The sequence below is a fragment of the Cryobacterium sp. TMT2-14 genome (assembly GCF_004402465.1).
Lineage (GTDB): Bacteria > Actinomycetota > Actinomycetes > Actinomycetales > Microbacteriaceae > Cryobacterium > Cryobacterium sandaracinum.
The window spans coordinates 1-12,068 of sequence record NZ_SOFV01000014.1 but is presented as its reverse complement, the minus strand read 5'-3'; the positions used below and the strand labels follow the sequence as shown (position 1 = coordinate 12,068).

Annotated in this window: 11 protein-coding genes; 9 read left to right on the top strand and 2 right to left on the bottom strand. The window is 62.9% G+C overall.

Annotated features, from left to right (window positions below):
* Window positions 1-34: 34 nt before the first annotated feature.
* The 4 genes from E3O28_RS05565 to E3O28_RS05550 all read left to right on the top strand — a co-directional run bounded on the left by E3O28_RS05565 (window position 35) and on the right by E3O28_RS05550 (window position 5,551).
* A complete protein-coding gene (locus E3O28_RS05565; RefSeq protein WP_104170404.1) occupies window positions 35-1,051 on the top strand; it encodes a LacI family DNA-binding transcriptional regulator in 1,017 nt (338 codons plus the stop codon).
* Window positions 1,052-1,528: 477 nt separating this feature from the next.
* Window positions 1,529-3,079, top strand: a complete 1,551-nt coding sequence (mmsA, locus tag E3O28_RS05560; RefSeq protein WP_104099279.1) for a multiple monosaccharide ABC transporter ATP-binding protein — start codon at window positions 1,529-1,531, stop codon at window positions 3,077-3,079.
* Entirely contained in the window at window positions 3,076-4,410 is a 1,335-nt protein-coding gene (gene mmsB, locus E3O28_RS05555; protein ID WP_134371968.1) for a multiple monosaccharide ABC transporter permease, read from the top strand. The genes mmsA and mmsB overlap by 4 nt, the downstream gene beginning before the upstream one ends.
* A gap of 49 nt (window positions 4,411-4,459) precedes the next feature.
* Entirely contained in the window at window positions 4,460-5,551 is a 1,092-nt protein-coding gene (locus tag E3O28_RS05550) for a sugar-binding protein (protein ID WP_104099277.1), read from the top strand.
* A 190-nt stretch (window positions 5,552-5,741) separates the two neighbouring features.
* Here the strand turns inward: E3O28_RS05550 and E3O28_RS16895 are convergent, their stop codons facing one another.
* Entirely contained in the window at window positions 5,742-6,023 is a 282-nt protein-coding gene (locus tag E3O28_RS16895) for a hypothetical protein (protein ID WP_241973025.1), read from the bottom strand.
* Window positions 6,024-6,331: 308 nt separating this feature from the next.
* Here E3O28_RS16895 and nrdH point away from each other — a divergent pair, with 308 nt between their 5' ends.
* The 4 genes from nrdH to nrdF all read left to right on the top strand — a co-directional run bounded on the left by nrdH (window position 6,332) and on the right by nrdF (window position 10,248).
* Complete coding sequence (gene nrdH / locus E3O28_RS05540; protein WP_104099275.1) at window positions 6,332-6,565, top strand: glutaredoxin-like protein NrdH; 234 nt, start codon at window positions 6,332-6,334, stop codon at window positions 6,563-6,565.
* Window positions 6,566-6,651: 86 nt separating this feature from the next.
* Window positions 6,652-7,056: a class Ib ribonucleoside-diphosphate reductase assembly flavoprotein NrdI gene (gene nrdI, locus E3O28_RS05535; RefSeq protein ID WP_104099274.1), complete on the top strand. Its 405-nt coding sequence runs from the start codon at window positions 6,652-6,654 to the stop codon at window positions 7,054-7,056.
* 5 nt (window positions 7,057-7,061) lie between these two features.
* Window positions 7,062-9,194, top strand: coding sequence for a class 1b ribonucleoside-diphosphate reductase subunit alpha (nrdE, locus tag E3O28_RS05530; protein WP_104099283.1), 2,133 nt, complete (start codon window positions 7,062-7,064; stop codon window positions 9,192-9,194).
* Window positions 9,195-9,273: 79 nt separating this feature from the next.
* Window positions 9,274-10,248 carry a class 1b ribonucleoside-diphosphate reductase subunit beta gene (nrdF, locus tag E3O28_RS05525; RefSeq protein ID WP_104099273.1) on the top strand — a complete coding sequence of 325 codons (975 nt, stop codon included), beginning with the start codon at window positions 9,274-9,276 and terminating at the stop codon, window positions 10,246-10,248.
* 111 nt (window positions 10,249-10,359) lie between these two features.
* Here the strand turns inward: nrdF and E3O28_RS05520 are convergent, their stop codons facing one another.
* Window positions 10,360-10,797, bottom strand: a complete 438-nt coding sequence (locus E3O28_RS05520; protein ID WP_134342306.1) for a DUF1801 domain-containing protein — start codon at window positions 10,795-10,797, stop codon at window positions 10,360-10,362.
* A gap of 198 nt (window positions 10,798-10,995) precedes the next feature.
* Here E3O28_RS05520 and E3O28_RS05515 point away from each other — a divergent pair.
* On the top strand, window positions 10,996-12,068 hold a 1,073-nt coding region (locus E3O28_RS05515; RefSeq protein ID WP_198411540.1), incomplete at its 3' end, for a hypothetical protein.

The following is a 12,068-nucleotide window of genomic DNA, read 5'->3' as shown; positions in this document are numbered from 1 at the left end:
ATTGTGACCGTGCACATGCCAACAAGGTCTTCCTGTGACTATCGATCTGCCCAAGGGGCGTGCCCCGAGCATCCGTGATGTGGCGCGCCTCGCGGGGGTCTCGCATCAGACCGTTTCGCGCGTGCTCAACGACCACCCCAGCATCCGTGATTCCACCAAGGCGAAGGTGTTGCAGGTCATGGAAGACCTGCAGTACCGGCCGAACCGGGCGGCCCGCGCACTGTCGCGCGGGCGTTCGCGCACCATCGGCCTGCTCTCGGCGGAGAGTGCCTACGGGCCGGCGAGCAGCATCGCCGCCATCCAGGACGCCGCCCAGGAAGCCGGCTATTACGTCAACACCGCGAACCTCACATCCGTCGACACGGAGTCGATCGAGGCGGCGCTGGAGCACCTGATGAACCAGTCCGTGGAGGGCATCGTCGTGATCGCGCCGCAGGTGCGGGTCTTCGACGCCCTGGAACAGCTGTCCATCGACGTGCCGTTCGTCACCCTGCAGTCCACCGGCCGCCTCGACAATTCCCTGTCCGTCGACCAGATGACCGGTGCCAGACAGGCCACGCGGCACCTGATCGACCTCGGCCATCGGAGTATCTACCACCTTGCCGGACCCCAGGACTGGATTGAGGCCGAGGCCCGAATGCGCGGCTTCCTCGACGAGATGTGGGAAATGGATGTGCCGACCATGGCGCCGATTCTGGGCGACTGGACCGCCGACTTCGGATACCGTGCCGGACGAGAACTGCTCCGGAGGCGGGACTTCACGGCCATCTTCGCGTCGAATGATCTGATGGCGCTCGGGTTCATGCACGCCTGCCGCGAGGCGGGCCTCGACCTGCCGCGCGACATGAGTATCGTCGGCTACGACGATATTCCCGAAGCGGCACACTTCTGGCCACCGCTCACGACAGTGCGCCAGGACTTTGCCGAACTCGGGCGGCGGTGCATCGCCCTTCTGCTCAGCAACCTCAGCGGCGGGGTACCGATCGAGCGGAGCGACCCGATCATTCCCGAGCTCATCGTGCGCGGCTCGACCGCACCGCCCGCGTTCTGAGTTCGGCACATGCGCGACCTCGCCTCGATCACCCGTGAAGGGTTCGCTCTCCCCCGCGACTCTCTCCGGAGTTCCTTGAGCGCATTGTCGAGCAGTTCCCTGTTTCCGCACAGCACTAAAGAAGTGGTAAGCCGCCCCGCCGGGACCGTCCGTGAGCCGGCTGGGCTCGGCGGAATGTCCTGACCTCAGACCCCGCTCAGGGGAGCAACAGCCTGTTACGCAAGCGTGACAAAACGAAACTTGACACCGGGACTATCACCGGGTCTATAGTGTCAATGTGATCGGTCACATGGACTCGATCTCCAGCACTTTTTTCCAAACGCATGACATTGAGGTCAAGCTTGTGAGCACACTTTTCCACCTGCCCGGCAGCTCCGCTGCCGCCCTGCTGAGCGGGAGCGGGATGATCCTTCGCGCGTCCATTCCGTTGTCGGTATGGGATACCTGTAGTGGCCCCCGGGCGTGAGGAGTCCAACGATGTCCACTGACCACGTAATCCTTGAGATGCGGTCCATCACCAAGGAGTTTCCCGGGGTCAAGGCCCTGTCGGACGTCTCCATCACGGTGAATCGCGGCGAGATCCACGCGATCTGCGGCGAGAACGGTGCCGGCAAGTCCACCCTGATGAAAGTGCTCTCCGGGGTCTACCCCTCCGGCACATACACGGGCGACATCATCTACCAGGGTCAGAACGTGCACTTCAAGGACATCCGCTCGAGCGAAGAAGCGGGCATCGTCATCATCCACCAGGAACTTGCGCTCATCCCGGAACTCTCCATCACCGAGAACATCTTCCTCGGCAACGAGCCGACCAAGTGGGGTGCAATCGACTGGATCACCGCCAAGAAGACGGCGCTCGAGTTGCTGGCGCGCGTCGGGCTGCGGGACGACCCCGACACCCTGATCAAGAACATCGGCGTCGGCAAGCAGCAGCTGGTCGAGATCGCCAAGGCCCTCAACAAGTCGGTCAAGGTGCTCATCCTCGATGAGCCGACCGCGGCCCTGAACGAGTCGGACTCCATGCATCTGCTGGACCTGATCCGCGGGCTGAAGGGCAGGGGAATCAGCTCGATCATGATCTCCCACAAGCTCAACGAGATCGAACAGGTCGCAGACTCGATCACGATCATCCGCGACGGCAAGACGATCGAAACCCTGAATGTCGTGGCCGACGGAGTCAACGAAGACCGGATCATCCGGGGCATGGTCGGGCGCAGCCTAGAGAGCCGTTTCCCGGACCGCACACCGCACATCGGCGAGGTCTTCTTCGAGGTGCGTGACTGGACCGTGCAGCACCCGCAGGTCGCCGAGCGCATGGTCGTGAAGGGTTCCAGCCTGAACGTGCGCAAGGGTGAGATCGTGGGCATCGCCGGCCTGATGGGCGCCGGGCGCACCGAACTGGCGATGAGCATCTTCGGGCGCTCCTACGGCAATTTCCTTTCCGGCCACCTCTACAAGGACGGAAAGGAAATCGTCCTGAAGAGCGTGGCCGACGCGATCGACCACGGCCTCGCCTACGTGAGCGAGGACCGCAAGGCACTCGGCCTGAACCTGCTCGACGACATCAAGCGTTCCGTCGTCTCGGCCAAGCTCTCGAAGATCTCGGCCGGGCAGGTCGTGAACGACTCCAAAGAATTCGGAATCGCCGAGCAATACCGCAAAAGCCTGCGGATCAAGACACCCAGCGTCAATGCGGGCGTCTCCAAACTCTCCGGCGGCAACCAGCAGAAGGTCGTTCTGGCCAAGTGGATGTTCACGGACCCTGACCTGCTGATCCTGGACGAGCCGACCCGTGGCATCGACGTCGGCGCGAAATACGAGATTTACGGCATCATCCAGCAGCTCGCCGAACAGGGCAAGGGAGTCATCCTGATCTCTTCTGAGCTCCCGGAGCTCCTCGGCCTCGCCGACCGGATCTACACGGTCTTCGAGGGTGCGATCACCGACTGCATCCCGGCGGAGTCCGCCGATCCCGAAACCCTGATGAAAAGTATGACCTCCGCACGGAAGAAGGTTCAGAGCATATGAGTGAAGACACGAGTACTCGCAGAGGCGCTCTTGGTGATCTGAAGAAGATCTTCGGCAGCGGCAGCTCGAACCTGCGGCAGTTCGGCATCCTCTTCAGCCTGATCGCCATCATTCTGCTCTTCCAGTACCTGACCGACGGACTGACGCTGTCGTCCGGCAACTTGATCAACCTGGTCAGCCAGTACTCCTATATCCTCATCCTCGCCATCGGCATGGTCATGGTGATCATCGCCGGCCACATCGACCTGTCGGTCGGATCCGTTGCCGCTTTCGTCGGCATCGTGGTGGCCACCGCGATGCGGGACTGGAACTTCCCGTGGCCGCTGGCCATCCTGCTCGGGCTGTTTGTGGGAATGCTGATCGGCGCCTGGCAAGGTGCGTGGGTTGCCTACGTTGGGGTTCCCGCCTTCATCGTCACCCTGGCCGGCATGCTCATCTTCCGCGGCGGCAACCAGGTCATCGGTAACGCCAACACGGTCCCCGTTCCTGACGGCTTCACGATCATCGGCTCCGGCTACCTTCCTGAGGTCGGCCCGAACACGGGCTACAACAACCTGACCCTGCTTCTGGGGCTCATCATCGTGGTCGCGGTCGTCTACTCCGAATGGCGTGCCCGCCGGGTTCAGAAGATCATGGGTTCGACGCCCGCACCGCTGTGGGTGAGCATCGTGAAAGTCGCCCTTCTCTGTGCCGTCATCGTCTACGCATCCGTCCTCTTCGCCGGTGGCCGCGTCGGCACAAGCTTCCCGGTCTCCGGAATCATCCTCGGAGTGCTCGTTCTCTTCTACGCGTTCGTCACTCGTAACACGATCTTCGGCCGTCACGTCTACGCGGTCGGCGGCAACAAGCTCGCCGCCGAACTCTCGGGGGTCAAGTCCCGTCGGGTGAACTTCCTCGTCATGATGAACATGTCGATCCTCTCGGCCCTGGCCGGCATGATCTTCGTGGCCCGCTCGGTGGCCTCCGGCCCGCAGGACGGCCTCAGCTGGGAGCTCGATGCGATCGCCGCCGTGTTCATCGGTGGCGCTGCCGTGTCCGGCGGAATCGGAACCGTCGTAGGCTCCATCATCGGTGGTCTCGTCATGGCGGTGCTGAACAACGGCCTGCAGCTGCTGGGTGTCGGCTCCGACTGGGTTCAGATCATCAAGGGCATGGTGCTCCTGGTGGCCGTGGGTGTCGACGTGTGGAACAAGAGCCAGGGTCGTCCCTCGATCATCGGCCTCCTGACCCAGAAGAAGAAGACTGCCGAATTCCCGGCGGAGCCACCCCTGGTCGTGCCCGACACGGGCACCCCGGAGAGCGCGCGGCCGCAGGCCACGCGGCCCAACTAGCCCAGATTTTTCCCTTCACCAAACCACAACGAACAGAAAGAAATCGACAATGCGAAAGATTCTTGCGACAACTGCGATCGCCGCAGTGGCCTTGATGGCACTCTCAGGTTGCTCCACCCGCACGGACACCGCCGGCGAAGACGGCGCTGCTGCCGGCTTCGCCCAGGATTCGGTCATCGGCGTCGCCCTCCCCTCAAAGACCTCTGAGAACTGGGTCCTCGCCGGCGGGCTCTTCGAAGACGGCCTCAAGGAGGCCGGCTACAAGGGCGACGTGCAGTATGCCGGTGCCTCGACCACGGTCAAGGACCAGCAGGACCAGATCTCGGCCATGGTCACCAACGGTGCCAAGGTCATCATCATCGGTGCCGCTGACGGTGGCCAGCTCGCCACCCAGGTGCAGTCGGCCCGCGACGCCGGCGCCATCGTGATCGCCTACGACCGCCTCATCCTGAACACCGAGGCCGTGGACTACTACGTCGCCTACGACAACTTCAATGTCGGCGAACTCCAGGGCCAGGCGCTCCTGGACGGACTGGCCACGAAGAAGCCGGAAGGCCCGTACAACATCGAGCTGTTCTCCGGTTCCTCGGATGACGCCAACTCCGCCGTCTTCTTCGGCGGCGCGATGAGCGTGCTGCAGCCGAAGATCGATGACGGAACCCTCGTCGTCGCCTCCGGCCAGACCGACATCAAGCAGACGGCGACCGCCGGCTGGAAGGCTGAGAACGCTCAGAGCCGCATGGACGCGCTGCTTACCAGCACGTACGGCGACAAGACGCTCGATGGCGTTCTTTCCCCGAACGACACCCTCGCTCGTGCGATCATCACCTCGGTGAAGGCCGCCGGCAAGGACATCCCAGTCGTCACCGGGCAGGACTCCGAGGTCGAGTCGGTCAAGTCGATCATGGCCGGCGAGCAGTACTCCACCATCAACAAGGACACCCGCGTGCTCGTTGACAAGGCCATCGAGATGGTCAACGTTCTCCAGAAGGGCGACACCCCCGAGGTCAACGACACCGAGTCCTACGACAACGGCAAGATCGTCGTCCCGGCCTACCTGCTGCCCCCGGTCATCGTGACCAAGGAAAACGCGTCCGAGGCATACGCGAACGACCCGAATCTCGCCCCGCTGACCGAGTAACAACCCGGCAGTACACCTGCATCACAGCATCTCGACACCAGGGCCGGCTCCTCACGGGGGCCGGCCCTCTCGCGTGTCCGGCTCGCTGCCGCCGCCCGCAGGGTGAGGTGAGACCAAACTCCTCGACATCGTCAGCGCCCGCTTCGACGGGCTCGTCACCTATGCCGCGCTCCGGGAACGCGGCCTCAACTCACACGCCGTCGACGCCCTGATCCGCCGCGGTGAACTCGTGCGCACGCGCCGCGGCATCTACGTTTCGGGGGAGTTGCGGCGTTCCGCCGATCCCGATCAGCGCTACCGCCCGTTTGTGCTTTCGACGGTCGCGGCCGCGGGCCGGCCGCTCGTGCTGTCGCACGCGTCCGCGGCAAGCACGAGCTTTCTCGTGAGCGTCGCCATGATCGACCATGCCCTGCAGCTTCGACCGCTGGGATTGGGCGACCGCGTTCGCGGCGCGCCTCAGGGCGAGCGACACGCCGACAGGGTTTCCACAGGCTCGAGTTCTGCCCCTGCGCTGCCTGTGGATAACTTTGCCGCATTCCGCGTGATTCGGCTCGACTCGCATCCGTGGGGCTGTGCACAACCGGTGGAATGTCGGTGGATAACTACATACTTGTAACTACTGTATGTAGTGGCCATTCCCTTCGAGCATCACTAGATGTAGTATTGAAGTTCAACACACAGCACGCCTTGAACTTCAGATTTCACATGAAAACCGATTTTGAGCACTGATGTTTGAACCGATTTTGAATACTGATCCCTGAACGACGAGAAAGGCCCTCCATGGCAATCACGGTCTACACCAAGCCCTCCTGCGTGCAGTGCACTGCGACCTACCGCGCCCTGGACAACAAGGGCATCGAATACGAAATCCTCGACCTCTCGCTCGACGAGAACGCCCTGGAAGCCGTCAAGGCCCTGGGCTACCTGCAGGCTCCCGTCGTTATCACCGACGAAGATCACTGGTCGGGCTTCCGCCCCGACAAGATCAACGAACTCGCGCAGCGCCTCGCGTAGCACCGCGGCGCCAGGGGGTGGCGTCGCAACAGTCCGTAAAAAAGCGTCGTTTGGCGTGCCGACTTCTCAGCAACAGGAGGTGTTCCATGACCGATATCGTGTATTTCTCCAGCACCTCGGGCAACACGCACCGCTTCATTGAGAAGTTGGGTCGCCCGGCCGCTCGCATCCCGATCTACGCGCGCGATGAGCCGCTCCAGGTCAGCGAACCTTACGTGCTGGTCGTGCCGACGTATGGCGGCGGCGACAGCAAGGGAGCGGTGCCCAAACAGGTCATCACGTTCCTGAACGACGAGCAGAACCGCTCGCTCATCCGCGGCGTCATCGGCGCGGGCAACACGAACTTCGGCACCGGCTACTGCCTCGCCGGGGACATCATCGCCCAGAAGTGCAAGGTGCCCCACATGTTTCGCTTTGAAGTATTTGGAACTCCGGATGATGTGCGCATCGTCCACGACGGATTGGAATCATTTTGGAAGCAACAGCCGTGAAGACCATGGCTCACCCGGCTCCCGGCCTGGCGATGGATTATCACTCCCTCAACGCCATGCTCAACCTGTACGGCCCGAACGGGGAAATCCAGTTCGAGAAGGACCGCGAGGCTGCGCGGGAGTTCTTCCTGCAGCACGTCAACCAGAACACGGTGTTCTTCCACACGTTGCGCGAACGCCTCGACTACCTCGTCGAGAAGGAATACTACGAGCAGGCCGTGCTCGACCAGTACTCGTTCGAGTTCATCACCGACCTCAACAAGCTGGCGTACTCGAAGAAATTCCGCTTCCAGACCTTTCTCGGCGCGTTCAAGTACTACACCTCGTACACGCTGAAGACGTTTGACGGAAAACGGTACCTCGAGCGTTTCGAAGACCGAGTCGTGATGACCGCGCTGGGCCTCGCTCAGGGTGACGAGCAGCTCGCGATCTCCCTCGTCGAGGAGATCATCGCGGGGCGTTTCCAACCCGCCACCCCCACCTTCCTGAACTCCGGGAAGGCGCAGCGCGGGGAGCTCGTCTCCTGCTTCCTGCTCCGTATCGAAGACAACATGGAGTCGATCTCCCGCGGCATCAACTCGTCGCTGCAGCTGTCGAAGCGCGGCGGCGGCGTCGCGTTGCTGCTCAGCAACATCCGTGAGTCCGGTGCACCGATCAAGCAGATCGAGAACCAGTCCAGCGGCATCATCCCGGTGATGAAGCTGCTCGAAGACTCCTTCAGCTACGCCAACCAGCTCGGTGCCCGTCAGGGTGCCGGCGCGGTCTACCTGCACGCGCACCACCCCGACATCATGCGCTTCCTCGATACCAAGCGTGAGAACGCCGACGAGAAGGTGCGCATCAAGACGCTGTCCCTCGGCGTGGTCGTGCCCGACATCACGTTCGAGCTGGCGAAGAAAGACGAGGACATGTACTTGTTCTCGCCTTACGACGTCGAGCGCGTCTACGGGGTGCCGTTCGCCGACATCTCCGTCAGCGAGAAGTACCACGAGATGGTTGACGACCCGCGCATCAAGAAGTCCAAGATGAAAGCCCGCGACTTCTTCCAGACGCTCGCCGAGATCCAGTTCGAGTCCGGCTACCCGTACATCATGTTCGAGGACACCGTCAACGCGGCGAACCCGATCAAGGGTCGCGTCAACATGTCGAATCTCTGCTCGGAGATCCTCCAGGTCAATACCCCGACCACCTACAACGAGGACCTGTCGTACGACCAGATCGGCAAGGACATCTCCTGCAACCTCGGGTCGATGAACATCGCCCTGTCCATGGACTCGCCCGACTTCGGCAAGACCGTCGAGACCGCCATCCGCGGCCTCAGCTCGGTGTCGGAGCAGAGCCACATCTCCTCCGTGCGCTCGATCGAAGACGGCAACGACAAGTCGCACGCCATCGGCCTGGGCCAGATGAACCTGCACGGTTACCTCGCCCGGGAGCGTATCTACTACGGCAGCGAGGAGGGCATCGACTTCACCAACATCTACTTCTACACGGTGCTGTTCCACGCCCTCCGCGCCTCGAACAAGTTGGCCATCGAGCGCGGCAATGCGTTCGTCGGCTTCGAAGACTCCACCTACGCCTCCGGCACGTTCTTCGACAAGTACACCGACCAGATCTGGGAGCCGGCCACCGCGCGCGGCGCCGAGCTGTTCGCGCAGGCCGACGTGCACATTCCCACGCAGGCAGAGTGGGCCGAGCTCAAGGCATCCGTTGTGGAGCACGGCATCTACAACCAGAACCTGCAGGCCGTGCCGCCGACCGGGTCGATCTCCTACATCAACAACTCGACCGCATCGATCCACCCGATCGCGTCGAAGATCGAGATCCGCAAGGAAGGCAAGCTCGGCCGCGTCTACTACCCGGCGCCGTTCATGACGAACGACAACACCGGGTTCTACCAGGATGCCTACGAGATCGGCTACGAGAAGGTCATCGACACCTACGCCGCTGCCACGCAGCACGTCGACCAGGGCCTGTCGCTGACGCTGTTCTTCAAGGACACCGCCACCACCCGCGACATCAACCGCGCGCAGATCTACGCGTGGAAAAAGGGCATCAAGACCATCTACTACATCCGTCTGCGCCAGATGGCCCTCGAGGGCACCGAGGTCGAGGGTTGTGTTTCCTGCGCTCTCTGAGTGAGTTTGCCCCGAGCTCCCCGAACCCGAGCTCTCCGAACGCTGAATCGCCTATGCACCGCCGACTAAGGAACAACCAATGATTGACAAGCTCAAGCTCGTCTCCCACGTTGACGCGATCAACTGGAACAAGATCGAAGACGAAAAAGACGTCGAGGTCTGGAACCGCCTCACGAACAACTTCTGGCTGCCGGAGAAGGTCCCGCTGTCAAACGACGTGCAGTCCTGGGCCACGCTCACCCCGGCGGAGCAGCAGCTCACCCTGCGCGTGTTCACGGGGCTGACCCTGCTCGACACGATCCAGGGCACTGTGGGTGCCGTGTCGCTGATTCCGGATGCGATCACGCCCCATGAAGAGGCCGTCTACACGAACATCGCGTTCATGGAGTCCGTGCACGCCAAGAGCTACTCCTCGATCTTCTCGACCCTCGCGTCGACGAAGGAGATCGACGAGGCGTTCCGCTGGTCGACGGAGAACGTCAACCTGCAGCGCAAGGCCGAGATCGTGATGAAGTACTACCAGGGCGACGACCCGCTCAAGCGCAAGGTCGCCTCGGTTCTGCTCGAGTCGTTCCTGTTCTACTCGGGCTTCTACCTGCCGATGTACTTCTCGAGCCGCGCCCGCCTCACCAACACGGCCGACCTCATCCGTTTGATCATCCGGGACGAAGCCGTACACGGTTACTACATCGGTTACAAGTTCCAGAAGGGGCTCGAGGCGTCGTCGCAGGAGCGCCGCGATGAGATCAAGGATTACACCTTCAATCTCATGTTCGAGCTTTACGAGAACGAGATCCAGTACACGCAGGACCTCTACGACGAGCACGGCCTGACCGAGGACGTCAAGAAATTCCTGCACTACAACGCCAACAAGGCGCTGATGAACCTCGGCTACGAGGCCATGTTCCCGAAGACCGTCACCGACGTGAACCCGGCCATCCTGGCCGCGCTCTCGCCGAACGCCGACGAGAACCACGACTTCTTCTCCGGGTCGGGCTCCTCCTACGTCATCGGCAAGGCCGTCAACACGGAAGACGCCGACTGGGACTTCTAGTCCCGATCGTGTGACCGCACCGCCGACGTCGACAGTTCCGGTCGAGGTCGCCCGCTATGCCGGGCGAACTCGACCGGAACTGTCTGTTTCGACGGGGTGCGGGCCGGCCACCTACTCCGTGGCCGCCGCCGGCGCGGGGTCGTCGCCCCGGGACCAGGCGATCGCGACCAGCCGACGCAGAACACCGAGGTCGATGTCGTCGAGCTTCTTCACGTAGACGCACCCCGCCCCCTCCGTGTACGCGCCGAGCCGCGGGAGGAGCGCGGCGCCCTCGGGGAGGTCTTTGAGCCCGTAGATCGACAGTTGCGCCTTGCGCGGAGAGAACCCCGTCTTCGGCCAGTCTCCGCGGGTGCGCGGGTTCGCGGGCGACACGTAGCGGTAGCTGCCGTAGCCCACGATCGATGGACCCCACAGGACAGGGTCGGCGCCCGTCACCTCGCGGAAGAGCGCGTCGAGGGCCTTGCCGTCCGCGCGGCGGCGGGCGGGCGTCGCGGCATCCAGGAAGTCCTCGACGGAGGCATCCGTCGGCTGCGTCTTGATTTCGGCCATGGCGCCATTATGGCGCGGGCACCCCTGACCGGGCATGTGTGCCGAGGTTCTGACGCGTTTAGGGATTCAAACGGTCCTGGGACCATGCGTTTAGCTGTTTGAACGCCCCCGCCGTTCCCGAGGATCCGGCGCAGACATACCTTCGTGGGAGGGATGGCCCACCCGAGGGTTTTCCCGCCGAGCGCAGGGGCAGCCACCATGAAACGAATATTGAAGCGAACGGGTATCGCAACGACGATCACCGCCATCACGGCGGTGAGCGTCCTGGCCTTCGGTGGGGTTGCCTACGCGGACATCATTCAGGACAGCATCGAGGGTTCGGCCAGTGTCACCCTCGTTGCGGGATCGGAAACGGCCGGAAGCGCCACGATGAGGCTCAACGCCAACGGCAAGAGTGACGGCGACATCGGATGCAACATCGATGCGGGTGATAGCCCGCTGAAACTCACCGTGGTCGCACCCTCCGGCGTCACGGCCAGCCCCAACCCCGTGGTCATCACGAACTGCACCGACGATTTCCCGGTCAGTTTCACAGCGGGCACCGCTGCCCAGAGCGGTACCGTGACGGTCCTCATCCTGGCGCAGCCGGCCGGCGGCGGAGAATTCAAGAACCAGGTCGGTATCCCCATTAGCATCACCCAGCCGGTTCCGACGAACACCGCGCCTTCGGTCTCGGTCAACGGGGTGAGCAACGGGGCCAGCTATGAAATCGGTACCGTGCCGACCGCCACCTGCCTGGTGGTCGACGCCGAAGACGTCAACCCCACGGCCGCCTCCGTGACCACCGGGGCGCTGCTGAATGGCCTCGGCACCCAGACCACGACCTGCGACTACACCGACGCCGGCGGGCTCAACGCCCCAACGGCGACGGTGACCTACACGGTCGTCGACACGGTCGACCCGACCATCGGGTACACGCTCAACCCGGTAGACCCCGACGGTACCAATGGCTGGTACACGACGGACTCGGGCGTCCTGGTCCACTTCGCGTGTGAAGACGTCGGAGGATCCGGCATCGCCACGTGCCCGGCCGACGTGATCCTGATGGACGGTGCGGACCAGTCGGTGACGGGTACCGCGACCGATAATGCCGGTAATACCGCGTCCGTGACAGTGTCCGGGATCACCGTCGACACCGTCGACCCGACGATTTCGTACACGCTCGACCCGGCCGACGCGAACGCCAACGGCTGGTACACGAGCTTCGTCACAGTCGACTTCACCTGCACGGATGTCGGCGGGTCCGGCATCGCCGCCTGCCCGGCCGACAT

Excerpts from the sequence above, each read along its gene's own strand:
- mmsA (WP_104099279.1), top strand. The coding sequence starts at position 1,529 with ATGTCCACTGACCACGTAATCCTTGAGATGCGGTCCATCACCAAGGAG.
- mmsB (WP_134371968.1), top strand. The coding sequence starts at position 3,076 with ATGAGTGAAGACACGAGTACTCGCAGAGGCGCTCTTGGTGATCTGAAG.
- E3O28_RS05550 (WP_104099277.1), top strand. The coding sequence starts at position 4,460 with ATGCGAAAGATTCTTGCGACAACTGCGATCGCCGCAGTGGCCTTGATG.
- nrdH (WP_104099275.1), top strand. The coding sequence starts at position 6,332 with ATGGCAATCACGGTCTACACCAAGCCCTCCTGCGTGCAGTGCACTGCG.
- nrdI (WP_104099274.1), top strand. The coding sequence starts at position 6,652 with ATGACCGATATCGTGTATTTCTCCAGCACCTCGGGCAACACGCACCGC.
- nrdE (WP_104099283.1), top strand. The coding sequence starts at position 7,062 with ATGGCTCACCCGGCTCCCGGCCTGGCGATGGATTATCACTCCCTCAAC.
- nrdF (WP_104099273.1), top strand. The coding sequence starts at position 9,274 with ATGATTGACAAGCTCAAGCTCGTCTCCCACGTTGACGCGATCAACTGG.
- E3O28_RS05520 (WP_134342306.1), bottom strand. The coding sequence starts at position 10,797 with ATGGCCGAAATCAAGACGCAGCCGACGGATGCCTCCGTCGAGGACTTC.